This is a genomic window from Variovorax sp. Varisp85 (assembly GCF_047304045.1).
Taxonomy (GTDB): Bacteria; Pseudomonadota; Gammaproteobacteria; order Burkholderiales; family Burkholderiaceae_C; genus Variovorax.
On sequence record NZ_JBGLYN010000095.1, the window covers coordinates 1 to 23,359 of the forward strand.

General features: G+C 67.9%; 23 protein-coding genes. 15 read left to right on the forward strand and 8 right to left on the reverse strand.

Features of this window, described 5'->3' with window-relative positions; translation table 11 throughout:
* Positions 1-39: 39 nt before the first annotated feature.
* The 4 genes from ACCC97_RS26615 to ACCC97_RS26630 are packed head-to-tail and all read left to right on the forward strand — an operon-like array spanning position 40 to position 3,196.
* Positions 40-735 carry an amino acid ABC transporter permease gene (locus ACCC97_RS26615; RefSeq protein WP_413335967.1) on the forward strand — a complete coding sequence of 232 codons (696 nt, stop codon included), beginning with the start codon at positions 40-42 and terminating at the stop codon, positions 733-735.
* Positions 736-747: 12 nt separating this feature from the next.
* Complete coding sequence (locus ACCC97_RS26620; RefSeq protein WP_007839262.1) at positions 748-1,458, forward strand: amino acid ABC transporter permease; 711 nt, start codon at positions 748-750, stop codon at positions 1,456-1,458.
* Positions 1,455-2,198, forward strand: coding sequence for an amino acid ABC transporter ATP-binding protein (locus tag ACCC97_RS26625; protein WP_007839260.1), 744 nt, complete (start codon positions 1,455-1,457; stop codon positions 2,196-2,198). Before ACCC97_RS26620 ends, ACCC97_RS26625 begins: the two co-directional genes overlap by 4 nt.
* Positions 2,195-3,196 carry an isopenicillin N synthase family dioxygenase gene (locus tag ACCC97_RS26630; RefSeq protein WP_413335951.1) on the forward strand — a complete coding sequence of 334 codons (1,002 nt, stop codon included), beginning with the start codon at positions 2,195-2,197 and terminating at the stop codon, positions 3,194-3,196. The genes ACCC97_RS26625 and ACCC97_RS26630 overlap by 4 nt, the downstream gene beginning before the upstream one ends.
* Positions 3,197-3,206: 10 nt before the next feature.
* Here the strand turns inward: ACCC97_RS26630 and ACCC97_RS26635 are convergent, their stop codons facing one another.
* Entirely contained in the window at positions 3,207-3,896 is a 690-nt protein-coding gene (locus ACCC97_RS26635; protein ID WP_413315345.1) for an HAD family hydrolase, read from the reverse strand.
* Between the two features lie 64 nt (positions 3,897-3,960).
* Positions 3,961-5,301 carry an MFS transporter gene (locus ACCC97_RS26640; protein WP_007839257.1) on the reverse strand — a complete coding sequence of 447 codons (1,341 nt, stop codon included), beginning with the start codon at positions 5,299-5,301 and terminating at the stop codon, positions 3,961-3,963.
* A 178-nt stretch (positions 5,302-5,479) separates the two neighbouring features.
* Between ACCC97_RS26640 and cyoA the strand changes: the two genes are divergently transcribed.
* The 8 genes from cyoA to trhA are packed head-to-tail and all read left to right on the forward strand — an operon-like array spanning position 5,480 to position 12,996.
* The gene (gene cyoA, locus ACCC97_RS26645) at positions 5,480-6,508 is read left to right on the forward strand and encodes a ubiquinol oxidase subunit II (RefSeq protein WP_042674611.1); all 1,029 of its coding nucleotides are present in this window, start codon (positions 5,480-5,482) and stop codon (positions 6,506-6,508) included.
* A 1-nt stretch (position 6,509) separates the two neighbouring features.
* Complete coding sequence (gene cyoB / locus ACCC97_RS26650) at positions 6,510-8,513, forward strand: cytochrome o ubiquinol oxidase subunit I (protein WP_413315346.1); 2,004 nt, start codon at positions 6,510-6,512, stop codon at positions 8,511-8,513.
* Entirely contained in the window at positions 8,506-9,168 is a 663-nt protein-coding gene (gene cyoC, locus ACCC97_RS26655) for a cytochrome o ubiquinol oxidase subunit III (RefSeq protein WP_413335953.1), read from the forward strand. The genes cyoB and cyoC overlap by 8 nt, the downstream gene beginning before the upstream one ends.
* Complete coding sequence (cyoD, locus tag ACCC97_RS26660; RefSeq protein ID WP_007839253.1) at positions 9,165-9,569, forward strand: cytochrome o ubiquinol oxidase subunit IV; 405 nt, start codon at positions 9,165-9,167, stop codon at positions 9,567-9,569. Before cyoC ends, cyoD begins: the two co-directional genes overlap by 4 nt.
* Entirely contained in the window at positions 9,569-10,366 is a 798-nt protein-coding gene (locus tag ACCC97_RS26665) for an SURF1 family protein (RefSeq protein WP_413335955.1), read from the forward strand. The genes cyoD and ACCC97_RS26665 overlap by 1 nt, the downstream gene beginning before the upstream one ends.
* The gene (locus ACCC97_RS26670) at positions 10,350-11,744 is read left to right on the forward strand and encodes an ATP-binding protein (RefSeq protein ID WP_042674621.1); all 1,395 of its coding nucleotides are present in this window, start codon (positions 10,350-10,352) and stop codon (positions 11,742-11,744) included. The genes ACCC97_RS26665 and ACCC97_RS26670 overlap by 17 nt, the downstream gene beginning before the upstream one ends.
* Positions 11,725-12,270: a response regulator transcription factor gene (locus ACCC97_RS26675; protein WP_413315350.1), complete on the forward strand. Its 546-nt coding sequence runs from the start codon at positions 11,725-11,727 to the stop codon at positions 12,268-12,270. The genes ACCC97_RS26670 and ACCC97_RS26675 overlap by 20 nt, the downstream gene beginning before the upstream one ends.
* Before the next feature lie 36 nt (positions 12,271-12,306).
* Complete coding sequence (gene trhA, locus ACCC97_RS26680; RefSeq protein ID WP_007839245.1) at positions 12,307-12,996, forward strand: PAQR family membrane homeostasis protein TrhA; 690 nt, start codon at positions 12,307-12,309, stop codon at positions 12,994-12,996.
* Between the two features lie 6 nt (positions 12,997-13,002).
* On the opposite strand, the gene ACCC97_RS26685 is transcribed toward trhA, so the two are convergent.
* Genes ACCC97_RS26685 through ACCC97_RS26695 form a run of 3 tightly spaced genes read right to left on the reverse strand, consistent with a single transcriptional unit; the run spans position 13,003 to position 14,986 of the window.
* On the reverse strand, positions 13,003-13,227 hold the full coding sequence (locus tag ACCC97_RS26685; RefSeq protein WP_007839244.1) for a SlyX family protein: 225 nt from the start codon (positions 13,225-13,227) through the stop codon (positions 13,003-13,005).
* Between the two features lie 46 nt (positions 13,228-13,273).
* Positions 13,274-14,197 carry an SDR family oxidoreductase gene (locus tag ACCC97_RS26690; RefSeq protein WP_413335958.1) on the reverse strand — a complete coding sequence of 308 codons (924 nt, stop codon included), beginning with the start codon at positions 14,195-14,197 and terminating at the stop codon, positions 13,274-13,276.
* Positions 14,198-14,242: 45 nt separating this feature from the next.
* A complete protein-coding gene (locus tag ACCC97_RS26695; RefSeq protein WP_413335960.1) occupies positions 14,243-14,986 on the reverse strand; it encodes an SDR family oxidoreductase in 744 nt (247 codons plus the stop codon).
* Between the two features lie 123 nt (positions 14,987-15,109).
* Between ACCC97_RS26695 and ACCC97_RS26700 the strand changes: the two genes are divergently transcribed.
* Entirely contained in the window at positions 15,110-16,006 is an 897-nt protein-coding gene (locus ACCC97_RS26700) for a LysR substrate-binding domain-containing protein (RefSeq protein WP_413335962.1), read from the forward strand.
* A 7-nt stretch (positions 16,007-16,013) separates the two neighbouring features.
* On the opposite strand, the gene ACCC97_RS26705 is transcribed toward ACCC97_RS26700, so the two are convergent.
* Complete coding sequence (locus tag ACCC97_RS26705) at positions 16,014-17,525, reverse strand: MFS transporter (protein ID WP_413335964.1); 1,512 nt, start codon at positions 17,523-17,525, stop codon at positions 16,014-16,016.
* A gap of 107 nt (positions 17,526-17,632) precedes the next feature.
* Here ACCC97_RS26705 and ACCC97_RS26710 point away from each other — a divergent pair, with 107 nt between their 5' ends.
* On the forward strand, positions 17,633-18,559 hold the full coding sequence (locus ACCC97_RS26710; RefSeq protein ID WP_007839236.1) for a LysR family transcriptional regulator: 927 nt from the start codon (positions 17,633-17,635) through the stop codon (positions 18,557-18,559).
* Here the strand turns inward: ACCC97_RS26710 and ACCC97_RS26715 are convergent, their stop codons facing one another.
* Both ACCC97_RS26715 and ACCC97_RS26720 read right to left on the reverse strand, forming a co-directional pair.
* The gene (locus ACCC97_RS26715) at positions 18,560-20,272 is read right to left on the reverse strand and encodes an AAA family ATPase (RefSeq protein WP_413335965.1); all 1,713 of its coding nucleotides are present in this window, start codon (positions 20,270-20,272) and stop codon (positions 18,560-18,562) included.
* 89 nt (positions 20,273-20,361) lie between these two features.
* Positions 20,362-22,878, reverse strand: a complete 2,517-nt coding sequence (locus ACCC97_RS26720) for an ABC transporter permease (protein WP_413335966.1) — start codon at positions 22,876-22,878, stop codon at positions 20,362-20,364.
* Positions 22,879-23,082: 204 nt separating this feature from the next.
* Here ACCC97_RS26720 and ACCC97_RS26725 point away from each other — a divergent pair, with 204 nt between their 5' ends.
* Complete coding sequence (locus ACCC97_RS26725) at positions 23,083-23,310, forward strand: hypothetical protein (RefSeq protein WP_007839233.1); 228 nt, start codon at positions 23,083-23,085, stop codon at positions 23,308-23,310.
* Positions 23,311-23,359 lie beyond the last annotated feature (49 nt).

A 23,359-nucleotide genomic window follows, 5' to 3' on the forward strand; every position in this document is an offset into this window, starting at 1 on the left:
GAGCCAACTCCCCTCGCGGCGGTGATACTGTCGCCCCCCATGCCCCTGTTCGACTATTCCTTGCTGCTCACCGGCAAGTACCACGACATGCTGGTCGCGGGCCTGCTGCTGTCGCTGCAGCTGCTCGCGGCCGCGCTGGTGCTGGCGCTGCCCATCGCGCTGGTGGTGGCGCTGCTGCGCCTTTCGCCCTTCGCGCCGCTGCGCTGGGTGGGCTTCGCGTATGTCGAATCGATCCGCAACATTCCGCTGCTCGCGCACATGCTCTTCTGGTACTTCGGCGCGCCCGAGCTGCTGCCCGAAGGCATCAAGCAATGGCTCTACGCGGGGCACATCGAGGCCTACAGCGCGGTGATCGCGCTGTCGCTGTACACGGCGGCCTTCATGGCCGAGGACATCCGCAGCGGCATCCGCGCGATCCCCACGGTGCAGTTCGAGGCCGGCCGCGCGATGGGCTTCAGCTACCTCGCCACCATGCGCGGCGTGGTGCTGCCGCAGGCGCTGCGCGTGACTGTCCCGCCGCTGATCTCGCAGACGCTGAGCCTCTGGAAGAACACCTCCATCGCCACTGTGATCGGTGTGGCCGAGCTGATGTACCAGGCCGGCCAGGTCGAGAGCGCGACCTTCCGCAGCTTCGAGTCCTTCGCTTTCGCGAGCGCGGCGTACCTGACGGTGTCGCTGGCGATCACGGGGCTGGCGACGTGGTACCACCACCGGTATCCGGTGCGCACGATCTGAGGACGCCGGGCGATGCTGCAGATCATCAACGACTATTGGGTCTACTTCCTCATCGGGCAGTACCCGAATGGCCCGCTCGGCGGACTGGTGCTCACGCTGCTGCTGGCCTCCTGCGGGCTCGTACTCGCCTTGCCATTGGGCATAGTGCTCGGCCTCGCGCGCGTCAGCCCGTGGCGCTGGCTGCGCTGGCCGGTCACGGGCTTCGTGTTCGTGGTGCGCGGCCTGCCGCTGCTGATGGTGATCTTCTGGGCCTACTTCTTCCTGCCGAGCGTCACGGGCGTGAAGACCGACCAGTTCACCACCATGCTGATCGCGCTGGTGATATTCGACGCCGCCTACCTCGCGGAGATCGTGCGCGCCGGCATCCAGGGCCTGCCCCGCGGGCAGATGGAAACCGCCCGCGCGCTGGGCCTGGGCTACGGCCGCGCGATGCGCCTCGTGGTGCTGCCGCAGGCGCTGCGCAGCATGCTGCCCTCGCTGGTGAACCAGTTCGTCTCGACCATCAAGGAAACCTCGCTGGGCTACATCATCGGGCTGGCCGAGGTGTCGTTCATCGCGACGCAGATCAACACGCAGGTGTTCACCAAGCCGGCGCAGATCTACCTGATCCTGGGCGGCACGTATTTCATTCTCTGCTTCGGCCTGTCGCGCTTCGCCTACTGGCTGGAACGCCGGCTTGCGCGCCGCGGCATGTCCACCGTTGCACCCAAGGTGTCCGCATGATCGAACTCGAAAAAGTCAACAAGTGGTACGGCAGCTACCACGCGCTGGTCGACATCACCGAGACCATCCACAAGGGCGAAGTCGTCGTGGTGTGCGGGCCCTCGGGCTCGGGCAAGTCGACGCTGATCCGCACCTTCAACCGGCTGGAGCCGATCCAGTCGGGCCGCATCGCCGTGGACGGCCAGGACATCCATGCGCCCGGCCTCGACGTGAACGCCTTCCGCTCGCGCATCGGCTTCGTGTTCCAGCAGTTCAACCTCTTTCCGCACCTCACGGTGCTGCAGAACTGCACCATGGCGCCGATGCAGCTGCGCGGCCTCACGCGCAAGGAGGCCGAGGAGCGCGCGATGGCGCTGCTGCAGCGCGTGGGCCTGTCGAACAAGGCGAATGCGTGGCCCAGCGAACTGTCGGGCGGCCAGCAGCAGCGCGTGGCGATTGCGCGCGCGCTGGCCATGCAGCCGCCGCTGATGCTGTTCGACGAACCCACGAGTGCGCTCGACCCCGAGATGGTCGGTGAAGTGCTCCTGGTGATGCGCGACCTCACGCGCGACGGCATGACGATGGTCTGCGTGACGCACGAGATGGGCTTCGCGCGCGAGGTGGCCGACCGCGTGCTGTTCATGGACGAGGGCAAGGTGCTGGAACGCGCCACGCCCGACGATTTCTTCAACCGTCCGCAGCATCCGCGCGCGCAGCAGTTCCTGGCCGACATCCGGTCGCCCTTTGCGAGAGACGCATGACCGACACGGCCCTCCCCCTCATCGACGTCGCGCCCCTCGTGGCGGGCACAGCCGGGCGCGACGCAGTCGCCGCGCAGATCGGCGCGGCCTGCCGCGCGCACGGCTTCTTCTACGCGACGGGCCACGGCGTCGACGCGGCGCTCGTGAAGCGGCTCGAAGACCTGAGCCACCGCTTCTTCGACCTGCCCGAGGAAACCAAGATGCGGTGGCGCATGGCCTTGGGCGGGCGCGCGTGGCGCGGCTACTTTCCCCTCGGCGGCGAGCTGACCTCCGGCCGGCCCGACTGGAAGGAAGGGCTCTACCTCGGCACCGAGCTGCCCGCCACGCATCCGCTGGTGCAGGCGAAGACGCCGGTGCACGGGCCCAATCTGTTTCCCGATGTGCCGGGCTTGCGCGAGACCATCCTCGACTACATGGCCGCCGTCACGCAACTCGGCCACCGGCTGATGGAAGGCATCGCGCTGAGCCTGGGCCTGCCCGGGAGCTACTTCGCCGAACGCTACACGGCCGACCCGCTGATCCTGTTCCGCCTCTTCAACTACCCCTCGCAGCCAGTGCCCGAAGGCCTCGACGTGCAATGGGGCGTGGGCGAGCACACCGACTACGGGCTGCTCACCATCCTGCACCAGGACACCGTGGGCGGCCTCGCCGTGCACACGCCGGACGGATGGATCGACGCGCCGCCGATTCCCGGCTCGTTCGTCTGCAACATCGGCGACATGCTCGACCGCATGACCGGCGGGCTCTACAAGTCGACGCCGCACCGCGTGAAGCGCAACACCTCGGGCCGCGACCGGCTGTCGTTCCCGCTGTTCTTCGATCCGAATTTCGAGGCCCGCGTGCAGCGCATCGCAGGGCTCGCCGGCGCCGAGGCACGCGACGACAGCGCCGAGCGCTGGGACCGCGCCAACGTGCACGCCTTCAACGGCCGCTACGGCGACTACCTGCTCGCAAAGGTGTCGAAGGTGTTCCCGCAGCTGCGCGACGAAGTGCTCTGAACAGACCCGGTCACGCGGGCTGCTGCCTTTCCGCCGGCGAAGGAAACCAGCGCGGCAGATGTGCCAACGCGTCGTGCAGCGAGCCGAGTACGTGGAATGCCCGCTCGACGATGGATTCGGGCGGCTGCTTGAGATCGGGCACCACCACCACGCGCATGCCCGCGGCCAGCGCCGCCTTGGCGCCGTTCTCGCTGTCCTCGAAGGCGATGCAGTCCACGGGGTCCACGCCCAGCCGCCCGGCTGCGAGCAGGTAGAGCGCCGGATCGGGCTTGGCGCGCGCCACCTCGTCGCCGCCCGCGAAAGCCTCGAAGTGATGAAGCACGTCGAGACTGCCGAGGCAGGCCTGGATCTGCCCGCTGGTCGACGACGAGGCCACGGCGCAGCGCGTGCCGCGTTCGCGCAGCGCCGCCAGGAATTCGCCCGCACCGGGCTTGATGGGAAACAGCGGCGTGCCGTCGGAGCGCGCCAGCTGCAGCCGCTGGCGCACATGGCCGATGGCGTGGCGGTAGGCGTCAGCGCCGCCGAGCAGCGATGCGAGGATGAGTTCGGACTCGGAGGTGGCCAGCCCCACGACCTGCAGGTACTCGCTATGCGAAAGCTCGATGCCGAGCGTGCGGGCAGCCTCGATCCAGGCGGCCATGATGGGGCGCTCCGAATCGATCAGCAGCCCATCCATGTCGAAAATTGCGGCAGCGAACATCGGGGCATCCTAATGAAAAAGGGGCCGAAACGGCCCCTTACGGAAGAAATGGCTGCGCAGCCGGTCAGTCGCGCGCCAGCGCCCGGTTCAGCCCCAGCGCGGCCAGCGTGGCGACCGCGCCCGACAGCAGGTAGACGCTGACGTACGCCAGGCCGAAGTGGGCCGACAGGCCCAGCGCGACCAGCGGCGCGAACGCCGCGCCGATCAGCCAGGCCAGGTCGGCCGTCAGGGCCGCGCCGACGTAGCGGTACTTGGGCGCGAAGTTCGAGGTCACGGCGCCGGCCGCCTGGCCGTACGACAGGCCCAGGATCACGAAGCCCACCAGAATGAAGATGTCCTGGCCGAGACGGCCGCCATCGAGCAGCGTGGGGGCGAAGCCACTGAACGCGGCAATCACAGCAGCCAGGCCGCCCAGAGTGAAGCGGCGGCCGATGCGGTCGGCCAGCAGGCCCGAGGCCACGATGCCGGCTGCGGCCAGCACCGCGCCGATCATCTGCACGACCAGGAATTCGCTGACCGACTGGTCGGAGTACAGCGTGATCCACGACAGCGGGAACACGGTGATCAGGTGGAACAGCGCATAGCTGGCCAGCGCGGCGAAGGCGCCGATCAGCAGGTTGGCGCCCTGCGAGCGGACCAGCTCGGTCACGCTGGTGGGCTCCAGTTCGCGTTCCTCGAGCAGGCGCGAGTATTCGTCGGTGGCCACCAGGCGCAGGCGCGCGAACAGCGCCACCACGTTGATCGCGAAGGCCACGTAGAAGGAATAGCGCCAGCCCCAGTCGAGGAAGTCCTCGGACGGCAGGCTCGAATACAGGTAGGCGAATAGCGCGCTGGCAATGAAGAAGCCGATGGGCGCACCCAGCTGGCCCAGCATCGCGTACCAGCCGCGGCGGTTGGCGGGCGCATTCAGCGCCAGCAGCGAAGGCAGGCCGTCCCACGAGCCGCCCAGCGCCAGGCCCTGGCCGAAGCGGAACACCGACAGCAGCACGATGGCCGTGAAGCCGAGGCTCGCGTAGCCCGGAAGGAAAGCGATGCCGGCGGTGGAGGTGCCCAGCACGAAAAGCGCCAGCGTGAGCTTAGCCTCGCGCCCGAAACGTCGCTGGATCATCATCGAGATGACAGTTCCGAACGGACGCGCGATGAAGGCGAAGGAGAAGATCAGGAACGAGTACAGAACACCTTCGAGGTGTTGCTCGAAGGGGAAGAAGACCGCCGGGAACACCAGCACCGAGGCGATGCCGTAGACGAAGAAGTCGAAATATTCGGAGGCGCGGCCGATGATCACGCCGACCGCGATCTCGCCGGGGGCGATGTGCGAGTGGTCGTCGCCCTGCCGGGCGCCGCCGTGCTCGGGCGAGTTCGGCAGCGGCTGTGCGCCTTGCGGACTGATGCTGGACGTCGTCATTGCTTGCTGTAATTCAGGTGTCACGCCTGGACGCGACACAAAAGACCATGGAGAACCTAGAGCGTCGCACCGAAACACATTTACCGCCATAGGACAAAACGTCCAATAGGCGAAACCCGTCTTCGAGCGTAGATTGTGGGGTCTTTTTGCGTCGCCCCTGCACCTCTTTTCCCCCGGCATGCACATCCTCAAGAACCTTCGCCGATCACTCCTGCTGCTTTCCGCCATGCTCCTGGCGGGCTGCAACACGGTGTTGATGAACCCCTCCGGCGACATCGCCAATCAGCAGGGACGCCTCATCGTCGTCTCCACCGTGCTGATGCTGATCATCATCATCCCGGTGATCGCCCTGACCGTCTTCTTTGCCTGGCGCTACCGCCAGTCGAACAAGGAGGCCACCTACAGCCCCGACTGGGACCACTCGACCCAGCTCGAACTGGCGATCTGGGCGGCGCCGCTGCTCATCATCATCGCGCTGGGCGCCATCACCTGGATCAGCACCCACACGCTCGACCCCTACCAGCCGCTGCGCCGCCTCGACGCGCAACGCGCAATCCCGGCCGAAGCCAAGCCGCTGGTGGTCGAAGTGGTGGCCCTCGACTGGAAGTGGCTCTTCATCTACCCCGAGCAGGGCATCGCCACGGTGAACGAGCTGGCCGCCCCGGTGGACCGCCCGATCAGCTTCAAGATCACGGCCTCCTCGGTCATGAACTCGTTCTTCATCCCCGCTCTGGCCGGCCAGATCTACGCCATGCCGGGCATGGAGACCAAGCTGCACGCGGTGATCAACAAGCCGGGCGAGTTCGAAGGCTTCTCCGCCAACTACAGCGGCGCCGGCTTCTCGGGCATGCGCTTCAAGTTCCACGGCCTGAGCAACGGCGACTTCGACCAGTGGGTGCAGAAGGTCAAGGCCGGCAAGGACGGCGAACTCACGCGCGAGCTCTACCAGAAGAAGCTCGAGGTGCCGAGCGAACGCGAGCCCGTGCGCCACTACGCGTCGGTGGACCCCGCGCTGTACGACGCCATCCTCAACCTGTGCGTCGACCGCAGCAAGATGTGCATGAAGGAAATGATGGCCATCGACGCCGACGGCGGCCTGGGCAAGCCCGGCGCCTTCAACGTCGCCACCAAGCAGGCCTGGCAGGCCGACTCCCTCGATTCGCCAAAGCGCAAGTACGTCACCGCGATGTGCACCACCGAAGAATAAGATGTTGCAGAACCTAGACCTGACGAAGCTCGTCTTCGGCCGCCTCTCCTGGGAGGCGATTCCCTTCCACGAACCCATCCTGCTCGCGACCTTCGCGGGCGTGGTGCTGGGCGGCATCGCCGTGCTGGGCGCACTGACCTACTTCAAGCTGTGGGGCATGCTGTGGCGCGACTGGATCACCAGCATCGACCACAAGAAGATCGGCATCATGTACATCATCCTGGGCCTGGTGATGCTGCTTCGCGGCTTCGCCGACGCCCTGATGATGCGGGCCCAGCAAGCGATGGCCTTCGGCGACAACGCCGGCTTCCTGCCACCGCACCACTACGACCAGGTCTTCACCGCCCACGGCGTGATCATGATCTTCTTCGTGGCGATGCCGCTGGTCACGGGCCTCATGAACTTCGTGGTGCCGCTGCAGATCGGCGCGCGCGACGTGGCCTTCCCGTTCCTGAACAACTTCAGCTTCTGGATGACCACCTTCGGCGCCGGCCTCGTGATGGCGTCGCTGTTCGTCGGCGAGTTCGCCAAGACCGGCTGGCTGGCCTATCCGCCGCTGTCTGGCATCCTGTTCAGTCCCGACGTGGGGGTCGACTACTACATCTGGTCGTTGCAGATAGCGGGGGTGGGCACATTGCTTTCCGGCGTGAACCTGCTGGCGACCATCGTGAAGATGCGCGCGCCCGGCATGACCATGATGAAGATGCCCGTCTTCACCTGGACCGCCCTGTGCACCAACGTGCTGATCGTCGCCGCCTTCCCGGTGCTGACCGCCGTGCTGGCCCTGCTGTCGCTCGACCGCTACGTCGGCACCAACTTCTTCACGAACGACCTCGGCGGCAACGCCATGATGTACGTGAACCTGATCTGGATCTGGGGCCACCCCGAGGTGTACATCCTGATCCTGCCGGCCTTCGGCATCTTCTCGGAAGTGGTCTCCACCTTCTCGGGCAAGCGCCTGTTCGGCTACGCCTCGATGGTGTACGCGACGGTCGTGATCACGATCCTGTCGTACCTCGTGTGGCTGCACCACTTCTTCACCATGGGCTCCGGCGCCAGCGTGAACTCGTTCTTCGGCATCACGACGATGATCATCTCGATCCCGACGGGCGCGAAGATCTTCAACTGGCTCTTCACCATGTACCGCGGCCGCATCCGCTTCGAGCTGCCCATGATGTGGACCATCGGCTTCATGATCACCTTCGTGATCGGCGGCATGACCGGCGTGCTGCTGGCCGTTCCCCCGGCCGACTTCGTGCTGCACAACAGCCTGTTCCTGATCGCCCACTTCCACAACGTGATCATCGGCGGCGTGCTGTTCGGCATGCTGGCCGGCATCACCTACTGGTTCCCGAAGGCCTTCGGCTACAAGCTCGATCCGTTCTGGGGCAAGTGCTCGTTCTGGTTCTGGATCGTCGGCTTCTGGTTCGCCTTCATGCCGCTGTACATCCTGGGCCTGATGGGCGTCACGCGCCGCATGAACCACTTCCAGGACATGTCGCTGCAGATCTGGTTCCAGGTTGCTGCCTTCGGCGCCGTGCTGATCGCGCTGGGCATCGGCTCGTTCATCATCCAGCTGGTGGTGAGCTACATCCGCCGCGAGTCGCTGCGCGACACCACAGGCGACCCGTGGAACGGCCGCACGCTGGAGTGGTCGACCTCGTCGCCGCCGCCGGCCTACAACTTCGCCTTCACGCCGCGCATCCATGACAACGACGCCTGGTCCGACATGAAGGCCCGCGGCTACGAGCGTCCGGTGGAAGGCTTCAGCCCGATCCACATGCCCAAGAACACGGCCGCCGGCTTCATCATCGCCGCGCTGGCCGCGCTGTGCGGCTTCGCTCTGATCTGGCAGATGTGGCTCGTGGCCGGCATCGGCTTCTTCTCCATGCTCGCCGCCGTGATCATCCATACCTTCAACTACAAGCGCGACTACCACATCCCCGCGGATGAAGTCGTTCGCACCGAAGACGCGCGCACGCGCCTGCTGGCCGCCCATGTCTAACAGTACCGCCCTCCCCTCCAGCCACGCGAACACCGTGGGCAACGCCTCGAGCGTGCCCACCTTCGAGGTGTTCAACGTCCGCAACGAAGACCACCACCCCGAGAACGGCACGCTGCTCGGGTTCTGGCTCTACCTGATGAGCGACTGCCTGGTCTTCGCCTGCCTGTTCGCGGTGTATGGCGTGCTGGGCCGCAGCTACGCGGCCGGCCCCTCGGGCGCCGACCTGTTCGACCTGCCGCTGGTGGCGATCAACACCTCGCTGCTGCTGTTCTCGTCCATCACCTACGGCTTTGCCGTGCTCCAGATGCAGCAGCGCCGCATGGGCGGCGTGCTGTTCTGGCTGGCCATCACCGGCCTGCTGGGCGCGGGCTTCATCGGCCTGGAGCTGTACGAGTTCGCGCACCTGATCCACGAAGGCGCCGGCCCGCAGCGCAGCGCCTTCCTGTCGTCGTTCTTCGCGCTGGTGGGCACCCACGGGCTGCACGTGACCTTCGGCATCGTCTGGCTCATCGTGCTGATGATCCAGCTGCCCAAGCACGGCTTCACCGCCGCCAACCGCCGACGCCTGATGTGCCTGTCGATGTTCTGGCACTTCCTGGACGTGGTCTGGATCGGCGTCTTCACCTTCGTGTACCTGATGGGATCGCTGCAATGAGCGCGCATATCGAAACCGCCGGCCATGGCGCCCATGGCCATGACGACCACGGCCACGACGACGGCCCGGTGAGCCACAGCACCTTCAAGGGCTACATGACCGGCTTCGTGCTGGCCGTGATCCTCACCGCCATTCCGTTCTGGATCGTGATGGGCAAGGTCTTCGACAAGCCAGGCACCACCGCGCTGGTCATCCTGGCCTTTGCCGTGGTGCAGATCGTGGTGCACATGGTGTACTTCCTGCACATGGACGCCAAGTCCGAAGGCGGCTGGAACATGCTGGCACTGATCTTCACGCTGGTGCTCGTGGTCATCACGCTGGCCGGTTCGCTGTGGGTCATGTACCACATGAACACCAACATGATGCCGCACTCGATGCATGACATGAAGAACATGCCCTGATGACGCAGCAGGCCGCGCGCCAGCGTTCCGATACCTCGCGGGTGGCGCGGGTGGCGCTGGCGGTCTGCGCCGCTCTCGCCTTTGCCGGCTTCATCTCGCTCGGCACCTGGCAGGTCGAGCGCAGGGCCTGGAAGCTCGATCTCATCGCCCGCGTCGACCAGCGCGTGCATGCCCCGGCCGCCACGGCCCCCGGGCGAACCGAATGGCCCACCGTCAACGCGGCCAACGACGAATACCGGCATGTCCGCCTCGCCGGCATCTTCCTCCATGACAAGGAAACGCTGGTGCAGGCCAGCACGAAGCTCGGCCCGGGCTTCTGGGTGCTGACCCCGCTGCGCACGACCGAAGGCACCGTGGTGCTGGTCAATCGCGGCTTCGTGCCGCCCGAGGCGCGCGAACGCCAGGCCCGCACCGCGCCAGAGCCGCAGGGCGAAACCAACGTCGCCGGCCTGTTGCGCCTGACCGAACCCAAGGGCGGCTTCCTGCGCAAGAACGATCCGGCCGGCGAGCGCTGGTTCTCGCGCGACGTGCAGGCCATTGCCGCGGCGCGCGGCCTGAACAACGTCGCGCCCTACTTCGTCGATGCCGAGGCCGCTCCCGCGCAGGCTGCGAACGGCACCCCGGCCTGGCCCGCCGCCGGCCTCACGGTCATCGCCTTCCCCAACAGCCATCTCGTCTACGCCCTGACCTGGTATGGCCTGGCGCTGATGGTGCTGATCGCCGCCTGGTTCGTGCGGCGCAGCGAAAATGCGGCCCATGCCGACACCCGCCCTGCCGAAGATGCCCACCGCGATTGAGGCGATCGCAGGAGAGCTGCACGCCCCCCGCGCCGGTGTCGCGAGCCTCGACAACGCCACCGGCCACCAGAACATGCAGCAGCTGATCCAGCTGCGCTGGTTCGCCGTGGTCGGGCAAGTGGTCACCATCCTGGTGGTGCACTACGGCTTCGCGATCCGCCTGCCGCTGGACCACATGCTGCAGGTGCTGGCCTGCCTGGCGCTCTTCAACATGGTCAGCCTGCTGCGCTCGCGCAGCCACCGGCGCGTGACGAACGGCGAACTGTTCCTCGCGCTGCTGGTCGATGTGGCCACGCTCACCGCGCAGCTCTACCTGAGCGGCGGCGCCACCAACCCCTTCGTGTTCCTGTTCCTGCTGCAGGTGACGCTGGGCGCAGTGCTGCTGAAGCCATGGTCGACCTGGACCATCGTGGTCATCACCAGCATCTGCTTCGCCGGGCTGGCGCTGTTCTCGCGCCCGCTCGCGCTGCCGCTGGACCACGACCGCGGCCTCTGGAGCCCCTTCGTCCAGGGCATGCTGGTGTGCTTCGCGCTGAACGCGGCGCTGCTCGTGATCTTCATCACCCGCATCAGCCGCAACCTGCGCGCGCGCGACGCGCGGCTGGCCGACCTGCGCCAGCGCGCCTCGGAGGAAGAACACATCGTGCGCATGGGCCTGCTGGCTTCGGGTGCGGCGCACGAGCTGGGCACGCCGCTGGCCACGCTGGCGGTGATCCTGGGCGACTGGCGCCGGCTGCCGCATTTCAGCTCCGACCCCGAGCTGCTGACCGAGGTGGCCGAGATGGAGCTGCAGATCCAGCGCTGCAAGAGCATCGTGAGCGGCATCCTGCTGTCGGCCGGCGAGGCGCGCGGCGAGTCCTCCGAGGAAACCACCGTCAGCACCTTCCTCGACGACCTGATCGAAGAGTGGCGCACCACCCGCCCGGTGGAAGATTTCGAATACGACAATCGCTTCGGCCGCGACCTGCCCATGGTCTCGGACTCGGCGCTGAAGCAGATGATCTGCAACGTGCTCGACAATGCGCTGGAGGCGTCGCCGCACTGGCTGCGCCTCGAAGCGGCGCACGACGCCGACGCGCTGACGATCACGGTCACCGACGCGGGCCCCGGCTTCCTGCCGGCCATCCTGAAGGAGTTCGGCAAGCCCTACCAGTCGAGCAAGGGGCGACCCGGCGGCGGGCTGGGGCTGTTCCTGGTCGTCAACGTGGCGCGCACCGTGGGTGGCCGCGTCGCGGCGGCCAACCGGCCCGAGGGCGGCGCGATCGTGACGATCACGCTGCCGCTCGCGGCCATCGTGCTGGAAGAAGAAGCAGGGGACGAAGAGGTCCTCGACGGCGAGACCATCGAAACGGAAGGCCATGACCGAAACCGGAGCTGAGCGCCAGTTGCTGATCGTCGAGGACGACGACGCCTTCGCGCGCACACTCGGCCGCTCCTTCGAGCGGCGCGGCTATGCCGTGGCGCTCGCCAACAACCTCGGAGACGTCGAGGCGCTGCTCGCCACCTCGTCGCCGGGCTACGCGGTGGTCGACCTCAAGCTCAACGGCGAGGCCTCGGGCCTGGCCTGCGTGCAGATGCTGCACCGGCACAACGCCGAGATGCTGATCGTGGTGCTGACGGGCTTCGCCAGCATCGCCACCGCCGTCGAGGCCATCAAGCTCGGCGCCTGCCACTACCTGGCCAAGCCGTCGAACACCGACGACATCGAGGCCGCCTTCGGCCGAGCCGCCGGCACCACAGAGGTCGAGCTGACCAACCGCTCGACCTCGATCAAGACGCTCGAATGGGAGCGCATCCACGAGACGCTGGCCGAAACCGGCTTCAACATCTCGGAGACCGCGCGCAGGCTCGGCATGCACCGGCGCACGCTGGCGCGCAAGCTGGGCAAGCAGCAGGTCAAGTAGGCAACCACTGCATCCCTCCATCTGCATGAGGTTCCGATGACGACAGCTCCCTCCCAGACGCAACCCTCGCAGCGCACCTCCGTGCTGGCAGCCCGCGACCAGACGGCGATGGAAGAACTCTTCAATGCCCTGAGCCACGGCCTGGGCCTGGCGCTGGCCATCGCCGCGCTGCCCATCCTGGTCTACAACGCGGCGCAGAAGGGGCAGGCCGCGGGCGTGGTCGGCGCCTGCCTGTTCGCGGGCACGGCCATCGTGCTGTACCTGATCTCCACGCTGTACCACGCACTGCCCATGGGCCGGGCCAAGGCCTGGTTCAACCGGCTGGACCACGCGGCCATCTACCTGTTCATCGCGGGCAGCTACATGCCCTTCGTGTTCGGCGTGCTGCGCGGTCCGCTGGGGTGGACGCTGTTCGGCGCCATCTGCGCGGCGGCCGTGCTGGGCGTGAGCGCCAAGCTGTTCAACCGGCTGCAGCATCCGCTGTGGTCGACCGGACTCTATGTGGCGATGGGGTGGATGGCGCTGATGGCTGCCGTGCCGCTGTACGAGCGCATGTCACCGGCGGGGCTGGGTTGGCTGGTGGCCGGCGGGCTCTTCTATACGGCGGGCGCCGTGGTGTTCCTGTTCGACAACAAGGTGCGCTTCGCGCATTCGGTGTGGCACCTGTTCGTGCTGGCGGGCAGCACCTGCCATTTCTTCGCCGTGCTCTGGCACTCGCACGGCTGAACGTCTTCAATAGTGCGGCGGTAGCTCGTCGCGCGGGTTGCGCGCAGCGCCGTCCTGACCCGCGCTTTGCGCCTGCTCCTTGAGTTGCGTCACCTGCAGGATCAGCCGGTCGATCTGCTGCTGCTGGCGGTAGATCGTCATGTTCAGCTGGTCGAGCAGGTCTTCGGCGTAGCTCGACTTGATCTCGAGCTCGGTCACGCGTTCCGCGAGGTCGTGGGGTGGGTTTTCCATGCCGCTATTGGACAGGAAGACCGACCCACCTTTTATGACGCCTCCCTTAACTTCCTCTTAGCTTCTTGGCCTCTTGGCGCCGTACCTTCGCTTCGAGCAGATCGCCCATGCCGATGCGCTTCGCGAACTCGATGCGCACACGCTCCGACACCTCGAACACCTCCGTAGCACCGTCGCCCACGAAGTCGATCAGCGAGCGCATCGGCCGTGTGCCGGCGGGCAAGCCCACGATGCGCACGATTTCGTCGGCCACGGCCTGCGGGTCGGCGTTGTCGGGCGTCAGCGCCGAGAGGCGTTCGCCGATCTGGTCCATCACGCCGTCGTAGCGGCTGTAGGCGGCGGCGGTCGCGGCATCGGCCGGCTTGCCCGCGCTCGGGAAGTGGTCGGTGCCCCTGGTGAATGCGCCCGGCACGACGATGGAAGTCTCGATGCCGAAGCGCGCGATCTCGTAGGCCAGCGTGACGGCCAGCGAATCCATCGCCGCCTTGGCCGCGCCATAAGGGCCCATGAACGGCGGAAAGCCGCCCTTGGTGGTGGTGCTGCTGATCCACAGTATCAGCCCCGATTCCTGCCTGCGCAGGTACGGCAGCACCGCGCGGTTCACGCGCTGCGCGCCGAGCACGTTGGTGTCGAACACCTTCACGATCTCTTCGGGCGTGAAGGCCTCGGTCGGACCGACCACGAGGTGGCCGGCGTTCTGCATCACCACGTCGAGGTGGCCCTGCTCGCGCACGATGGTCGCGGCGGCGGCATCGGCCGAGTCCTGCGAGAGCACGTCGAGTTCGAGTGGGTAGAGCTGAATGTTCTTCGCCGCGGCAAGCGAGCGCAGTTCGGCGGCGCGGCCGGCATTGCGGCCCGCGATGTCGCGCATCGACGCGTAGACGACGTGGCCGGCTTCGGCCAGCGATTGCGCGCCGAGCTTGCCGATGCCGGTGCCAGCACCGGTGACCAGGATGATCTGCTTTTGCATGAGGTTTCTCCGTATGGGTTGGGTTGATCCGAGAAAGCGAATGGCTCAGGCCACGCCGCCGTTGGCGCGCAGGACCTGCCCGTTGACCCAGCCCGCGTCCGGGCCGGCGAGGAAGGCCACCACCGAGGCGATGTCCTCGGGCTGGCCGAGGCGCTGCAGCGGCGGCATCCTGGCGAAGGTCTGGATCTGTTCGTCGGTCTTGCCGTCGAGGAACAGCGAGGTGGCGATCGGGCCCGGCGCCACGGCATTCACCGTGATGTTTCGGCCGCGCAGCTCCTTGGCGAAGACGTGCGTGAAGGCCTCGACCGCCGCCTTGGTGGCGTTGTAGATCGCATAGCCGGGCATGTTCAGCGCGAGCGTGGTGCTCGAGAAGTTGACGACGCGCCCGCCCTCGTTGACGCGCGTGGCGGCTTCGCGCAGCGTGTTGAAGGTGCCGCGCACGTTGATGTCGAAGGTCTGGTCGTAGAGCGCGTCCGTGTGCTCGGCCAGCGGCACGGTCTTGAGCACGCCGGCGTTGTTGACCAGCACGTCGACCTTGCCGAGTTGCACCTCGACGGCGTCGAACATGGCGCGCACTTCGCCGGCGCTGGCCACGTCGGCCTTGACCGCGAAAGCCTTGCCGCCGGCGGCCTGCAGTTCGGCGACGAGGGCGTCGGCCTGCGCCGGGCTCGACGCGTAGTTGACGGCGACCGCGAAGCCGTCCTTGGCGAGACGCCGCGCAATGGCGGCGCCGATGCCGCGCGATGCGCCGGTGACGAGGGCGACTTTGGAGTTGGAGGGCTTGTTCATGGCTGTTTCCTGTGCAGTGGTGGGTTGGTGAGACGAATGATCGATCGTTCCCATACAAAGATAATCAGCCTCAAATTGCCATTACTATTCCATTTATTTCAACAATAGATTCGGAGCCCGGCCATGGACCGCTTCCAGGAAATGCTGGCCTTCGTACGCATCGCCGAGCGCCAGAGCTTCACGCAGGCGTCCGAAGACCTGCAGATTCCGCGCGCCACCGTCACCAACCTGATCAAGCGCGTGGAGCAGCGCCTGGGAACCCGGCTGCTGGAGCGCACCACCCGCACCGTGCGCCTCACGCAGGACGGCGAGGCCTACTACCGCCGCTGCGTTCGGCTGCTGGCCGACGTCGAAGAGGCCGAAGGCCTGTTCCGCGACGAGGCGCCCAAGGGGCTGCTGCGCGTGAACCTGCAGGGCACGCTGGCGCGGCATTTCGTGGTGCCCGCGCTGCCGGCGTTCCTGACGCGATATCCCGACCTGGAACTGCACATCGGCGAAGACGACCGGCTGGTCGACCTGGTGCGCGAAGGCGTCGACTGCGTCCTGCGCGCGGGCACGCTGCAAGATTCATCGATGGTCGGGCGGCGCGTGGCGCTGCTGCCGCAGGTCACGGTCGCGAGCCCGGCCTACCTGGCGCAGCACGGCGAGCCCGAGAGCGTGGAAGCGCTGTCGGCGCACCGCGCCATCCACTACATCTCCAGCGCCACGGGCAAGGCGGTGCCGCTCGAATTCACGGTCGACGGGCGGGTGACGAGCGTGCAGCTCGGCGGCATCGTCTCGGTGACGGGCGCCGACCTGTACACCGGCTCGGCCGTCGCGGGCCTGGGGCTGGTGCAGGTGCCGCGCTATCGCGTGGCCAGCGAACTTGCAGACGGGCGACTGAAGGTGCTGCTGCCCGGCTTCGCGCCACCGCCGATGCCGGTCTCGGTGCTGTACGCGCAGAACCGGCAGCTGTCGTCGCGGGTGCGAGTGTTCACGCAATGGCTGCGCGACATCTTCGAGGCGGCCGCGCAAGCCTGAGCAGGTCTCAACAGGCCGTCGACTCCAGCGCCACGGCACCAGCCTCAGCGTGCGTCTCGCCACGCAGGAACGCGAACACCACCAGCGCCGTCACCACCGTCACGCCTGCCAGCACGCACAGCAGCGTGCCGAACGCCGCGCCGTAGGCATGCAGCAGCGCCGCGCGGTCCATGCCGGGCAGCAGGGCCAGCGCCTGGGACAAGTCCCCGGTCGTGACGCGCTGCGCCGCCTGCGATGCGGCGGCGGCAGGCCCCAGTCGCGCCGTCACAAGTGCCGTCAGCCCGGCCCCCACCAGCGCCAGCGCAATCCCCTCCCCCGCCACCCGCACGGTGTTGAAGATGCCCGATGCCATGCCCGCACGCTCGCGCGGCACCACGCTCACGGCCAGCCCGTCCATCAAGCCCCACGGCAGGCCGATGCCGGCGCCGATCAACAACAGCGGCCACACGATGTCGTGCAGCGGCGTGCCCGGCGCGCAGCGGCTGAGCCAGAACAGCCCCGCCGCGCACACCAGCAGCCCCACGGCCGAGATCACGCCCGCCGAGAACCGGTGCGCAAGCGATGCCGCCAGCGTCGGCACGACGAGGATCGGCCCCGAGAGAGCGAACATGAAAGTCCCCGCCTCGATTGCGCTGCGCCCTTCCAGCCCGATGAAGCGGATCGGCAACAGCACCAGCAGCACGACGAAGCCATAGGCCGGCGCGGCAGCCAGCAGTTGCACGCCCACGAAGCGCGGAAAACGGAACAGCGACAGATCGAGCATCGGATGCGCCACGCGCCGCTCGATGGCGATGAAGGCCGCGCCCATCAGCGCCGCGCCCGCCAGCGCGCAAAGCACCCACGGGCTGCCCCAGCCGCTGGCGGGCGCCTGCAGCACGCCGAGCGTCAGCAGGCTCAGCGCGGCGGTGAAAGTCGCTGTGCCCGGCATGTCGAGCCCCATGGCATCCGGATTGCGCGACTCGCGCATGCTCGGCGCGGCGATGCACAGCGCCACGAGGCTGACCGCGCCGGGGCTCAGCATCACCGCCTGCCAGCCGAAGCTCTCAGCGAGCCAGCCCGAGAGGATGGAGCCGCACGACAGCCCCACGCCGAACGAAGTTCCGATCAGGCTGAAGGCCCGCGTGCGCGCCGCGCCGTCGAACACCTGCGCCAGCGCGGCCGTGCCCGCCGCAAAGGCCGCGGCCGAGCCCAGCCCCTGCAGGGCCCGCGCCAGATCGAAGGCGACGATGCCCGGGGCCAGCGTCAGCAGCGAGCTGCTCAGCGCCACCACCGCGAGCCCCAGCAGGAACACGCGCTTGCGCCCATAGGCATCGGCCAGCGCCCCGGCCGCCATCAGCGTGGCGCCGAAGCTCAGCATGAAGGCGTTGGTCACCCAGTTGAGCTGCACCGGGCTGCCGCCCAGCGCATCGCGGACCGCGGGCAGCACCACCGCCGGGCCGGTGAAGCTCAGCGGCATGCCCAGCGCTGCCAGGCAGACGGCGGCCAGCAGCCAGTTCTTGTTGGGGGAAGACGTGGACATCGAAGGCTTTCACGCAGGAGAAAGGAAGCCACAGAAGATAGAAAGGAATCAATGGAATGAAAATGACGCCAGTGATCCTCACACTCCCAACCCAGGGTTGCTAATCCATGGACAGCTTCAGCGGACTCGAATCTTTCGTGCGCGCGGCCGACCAGCTGAGCTTTGCCAAGGCCGGCCGGCAGCTGGGCATCTCGGCTTCGGCGGTGGGCAAGAATGTCGCACGGCTCGAACAGCAGCTCGGCGTGCGCCTTTTCAACCGCACCACGCGCCACACGCGGCTGACGCAGGAAGGCGCGCTCTTCCACGAGCGCTGCCGCCGCATCCTCGACGAGCTGGACGATGCGCGCGCCATGATGCAAGACGCCGTCGCCGCCCCGCGCGGCCGGCTGCGCGTGAGCCTGCCGACCATCGGCTACCGCTTCCTGCTGCCGATCCTGCCGGACTTCAAGGCGCGCTACCCCGAGATCGAGCTCGACCTCGACTTCAACGACCGGCTGGTCGACGTGATCGCCGAGGGCGTCGATGTAGCCATCCGCAGCGGCGACCTGGTCGATTCGCAACTGGTGGCGCGGCGGCTCGGCCCGTTCCAGTTCGTGCTGGTGGCCTCACCGGCTTATCTCGAACGCCACGGCGTGCCACAGGTGCCGGCCGACCTGATACAGCACGCCTGCCTGCGATACAAGTTCGTGACCGGCGGCAAGGTCGAGGAATGGGACCTGCCCGGGCTGCCCGCGCAACTGCCGCCCGGCCTGCTGTGCAACAACATGGAAGCCATGCTGGGCGCGGCCGTGGCCGGACTCGGCGTGGCCTACATGCCCGACTTCCTGGCGCGCGATTCGCTGTACCGCGGCGAGCTTCAGCGCGTGCTGGCCACGCACCTCGTGCGGCAGGGGCAGTTCTCGGCGCTGTGGCCGTCGAGCCGGCAGTTGTCGCCGAAGGTGCGGGCGTTTGTGGACTTTGCGGGGGAGCGGATGTTCAAGGAGGGCGACGAAGTCCCGCCCACCCCGGTCACGAGGCAGGCCGCGCGCGGATGATCAGCCCGGTTCCACCTGCTCGGCGACCGCCTCGGCAGGCGCGGCCATGGGCGCGGGAGCCGCAGCCACGGTGACGGGTGGCACCGCGACCGGGGCAGCGACCGGTGCGGCGATCGGTGCGGCGACAGGCTCAACGACTGCGGCAACGGGCGCCACTTCGGCAGGCGCTGCCACGGCGGCAGGCATCACCTCCACGGGCTTGGCCGCCCTGACAGGCTTCACGCCCTCTGCAGTCACCGTTCTTGCAGCCGCCGGCTTCGTCGGCTCCGCCTTCACAGCCACGGCCTTCGCGGCCTCCACCTCCACCGGCTCGCTCCCAAGCCGGCTCAGTGCCAGTGCAGCCTTCAGCGGGAACAGCGTGCGCTCGTCGCCCTCCGCGGCATTGCTCACAGTGGTGCCGCTGGTCTCGCCGAGGCTGGCCGTGCGCACCGAGTCGAGCCGATGCGCAGGCACCATGAACGGCGAGTGCGTGGTGTAGATGATCTGGTTGCCGAAGTCTTTCTCGAAGTGCGCCAGCAGGTCGGCCTGCGAGTGCGGGTGCAGGTGCAGCCCGGGTTCGTCCAGCAGCAGCACCGCGTCTTCCGCACGCCCGCCCTTCGTGTCAGCAAAGAACGCGATGTAGAACGAGAAGAACCACTGGAAGCCGCGGCTGCGCTCGTCGAGGTTCACTTCGACCTCGTAGGCGCCGTTCGGGTCGGACACCAGCGTGTCGAGGTACTGGCCGTCGAGGTTGAAGCGCACTTTCAGCGCACGGTCCTTCCACAGGCGGCGGACCTCGGCCGTCACCACCGAGCCCGCGCGATTGGCGAGCTGGTTGCGCGTGGCCTGGTCGTTCTTTTCCAGCAGGTCCTGCAGCTGCTGCGGATCGAGCCCCGCGACCTTGCACAGCTTGCCGAAGCTCTGCTGCTCGGGCGTGAGCTGGCCCCAGCCCTGGCGCCCCAGGTACTCGGCAATGTTCTGGCGGCCGGGCAGCGCGGGGTATTCGTCGACATAGACGAAGCGCGGCAGCTTCCCGATCACCCAGGCCTGCGCGCGGGCGAGCGCGGGCGCGTCATTGGCGATGGACAGGGCCATGTCTTCCAGCTCGGCCAGCATCTGCTCCTGCTTGTCGCTGAGTTCGGCGCCCGCCGCGGCCAGCGCCTTGCGCAGGGCCTGCGCCGCCTTGACCGCGCCGGCCGACCACTTGATGTAGTCGGGGCTCATGATCATCGCGGCATCGAAGGTGTCGGCCTCCTGCTCGAGCGTCGCCTTCGCTTCCTCAGCGACCTTTTCGGCGGCGGCCTTCACGGCCGGCACGATCTTGCGGACCTTGCCCTTGATGTCGCTCACGTCGAGCGACAGCGCATTGAGCCCTTCGAGCCCGGCCCGGCGCGCGGCGGCATAGCCACGGGCCGCCGTGACGTGGCGCACGCCCGCCGCGCGCGGCAGGATCCCGGCCAGCTCGGCCTGCTCGCTTTCGTCGAGGCTCCAGCGCGTGAAGACGACCGGCGTTTCGCCAGTGCACTCCTCGAGCCGCCGGTGGCGCGGGAAGTCCTTGATGGGGCTGAGTTCGGCCAGGCCCTCTGCCGGGTTCAGGCTGTGGAGTGCGCGCAGCAGGTTCGATTTACCGCTGTCATTCCGTCCGAGGACCGCCGTGATCTGCTGTGTGGAATCGATGAGGCCGCTGTCGTTGATCGAGCGAAAGTTGGTGATCTGGAATGACGCCAAGCGCATGTAGAAAGCTTCTTCTGAATTGAATACGGGGCCGGGGAATGTATTGCATTCCCCGGCCCCGTCCGGCCCGAATCCGAAGAAAAAGTTTGCTACTCGGCAGCGCGGCGCAGCGTGTCGACCACCGGGCGGCGCAGCACGTCGCGCAGGCCCCACCATCCGGCTCCCAGCGCGAGCACCGCGCCAGCCAGCGCACCGGCCACCGGCACGATGGGCGAGGCCCTCCACGTGAACTCGAACACATAGCGCGCCAGCGCCCAGCCGATCGCCGAGGCCACGATGCTCGCGAGAAAACCCGCAAGCAGGCCGACACCCGCCAGCTCGGCGCGCTGCACCTGCCGCAGCAGGCTGGCACGCGCGCCCACCGCGCGCATCACCGCGAACTCGCGCGCGCGCTCCTCGCGCGTGGCCGTGACAGCCGCGAACAGCACCACCAGCCCGGCCGCGAGCGTGAAGCCGAACAGGAATTCGACCGCGCGGATCACCTGGTCGAGCACACGCTGCACCTGGTTGATGGTGGCGCTCATGTCCACGTTGGTGACGTTCGGATAGCTGCGCACCAGCGCGTTGTCGAAGCCCCGCGTCTCGGGCGCGCGGAAGGCGCCCATGTAGGTGGTGGGCACGTCGGCCAGCGAAGCCACCGTGTACATGACGAAGAAGTTGGCATGCATCGAGCCCCAGTCGACCTTGCGCAGCGAGGTGATGCGCGCCTCGCTCTGCGTGCCGCCGATGTCGAAGCGCAGCGAGTCGCCGAGCTTGAGGCCGAGTGTCTCGGCCAGGCCCTCTTCCACGCTCACTTCGCCGGCTGCATCCGGCGTCCACTTGCCGGCCGTGATGCTGTTGTGCGCAGGTGCAGCCACGCTGTTGCTGAGGTTGAACTCGCGGTCCACCAGCCGCTTGGCGCGGTCCTCGGCGTAGTCGTCGGGCGACACCGGCTTGTCGTTGATGGCCACGAGGCGGCCGCGGATCATGGGATACCAGTCGAACTTGCGCACGCCCGCATCACGCAGCGACTTCTGGAAGGCGTCGCTCTGGTCGGGCATGACGTTGATGACGAAGCGGTTCGGCGCGTCGGGCGGCGTGGCCTGGCGCCAGCTCGCGACGAGGTCGGTGCGCAGCAGCACCAGCAGCACCAGCGCCAGCAGCCCCACCGACAGCGCACTGACCTGCACCACCGCATACGCCGGCCGCGCCGAGATCTGCCGCGTGGCCAGCACCAGCCAGCGCGGCGCGGTGGTTTCGTTGACGCTGCGGCGCAGCACCTTCACCGCGAGCCAGCTCAGCAGCGCGAACACGGCCACCGCACCCGCGAAGCCGCCGACGGCAATGAGGCCCAGCTTGATGTCGCTGCTGGCCGCCATCAGCAGCGCCGCGAAGCCCGCGACGCCGACACCCAGCACCGCGAGCGAAGCGGGCTTGAGGCCGCCGACATCGCGCCGGATCACGCGCAGCGGCGGCACGCGGGCCAGTTGCAGCACCGGCGGCAGGCCGAAGGCGAACAACAGCGTGAGCCCCATGCCCAGTCCGAAGGCCACCGGCCACAGCGTGGCTGCGGGCAGCGCGGTTTCGACCAGCCCGGCCAGCAGCAGCACGAACACGTAGTGCACCGCGAAGCCGATCGCCACGCCGAGCGCGCTGGCCACGATGCCGATCACCGCGAACTCGAAGGCATAGGCGACGGCGATGGTGCGCTGGCTCTGGCCCAGCACGCGCAGCATCGCGCAGTCGTCGAGGTGGCTGGCCGCGAAGCCGCGCGCGGCCAGCGCCACCGCCACGGCCGACAGCAGAGCGGCGAGCAGCGCGACCAGGCTCAGGAATTTCTCGGCGCGGTCCAGCGTCTGGCGCATCTCGGGCCGGCCGCCCTCGAAGGAATCGAGCCGCACGCCGCGCAGCTCGCCCTTCTTGATGGTGGCGTCGGCCCAGTCGGAAAAACGCTTCACCGCCGCGTCGCTGCCCGCCACCGCATAGCGGTAGCCGACACGGCTGGCCGGCTGCACGAGCGCGGTGCGCGCGACGTCGGCCTGGTTGATCATCACGCGCGGCGAGAAGCTCATGAAGCCGGCGCCGCGGTCGGGCTCCAGCGTGATGACGCGGCCGACGCGCAGGCCGGCATCGCCAAGCAGCAGCGTGTCGCCGACCTTGAGCGCGAGCGAGTCGAGCAGCGAGGCATCGACCCACACCTCGCCCGGCGGTGGGATGTCTCGCGTCGCCTTGCCGGGGCCTTCGAGGGTGGCCGAGGTCAAAAGGCTGCCGCGCAGCGGATAGCCCGCGGCCACGGCCTTGAGCGCCACCAGCTTGCTGGCGCCGCCCTGCGTATCTTCGGCCCGGGCCATGGTCGGGAAGCCGTAGGTGCCGGAACCTTCCAGGCCGAGCGCCCTGGCCTGCGCCACGAAGGCAGCGGGGGTCGGGTTGTCGCTGACGATCACCGCATCGCCGCCCAGCAACTGGCGCGCATCGCGCTTCAGCCCACCCTGCAGCCGGTCGGCGAAGAAGCCGACGGCCGTGAGCGCAGCCACGGCCAGCAGCACGGCGACGATCAACAGGCGCAGCTCGCCGGCGCGCAGGTCGCGCCAGAGCGTGCGCCAACCCAGGCGGAGGGAGGCATTCATGGCGCGAACGATAGCCGACAGTCGGGGGCACGGCCGGCTCCAAGGGTTATTGCGCCCTTGCGCCCCTTGATCCCGACTGGATGCTGCCGCATGATGCGACAAACACACCCCGTTCTGTCGCAAACCGGGCCTTCGGCGAGCGAAGGACGAGGCAAGAAAAACAGCCAGTTTGTTTGTCGGACCATCCTTCCTCAAGGAGTGTCTATGCCACGATGCCAGCGCTTGCAGATCGTCGGCCTGTGCCTGGTTGCAGGTGTGCTGGCCAGTGCCTGCGATCCCAAACCCCCCGCACCGAAGGTGACCGGCGCGAGCCCGGCGGGCGTCAGGCCCGCCGACTCCGGTGTCGGCGGCATGAGCGGCCCGAATGGCGGCAGTTCCTCCGGCGGCGCGGCACCCGCGCCGAGCGGCGGCGACGCTGCGGCGCCCAAGTAGCGCCGGCCGCCAGATCCAGCTATCGAGCGCCGCTTGCCCCCACCCCTTC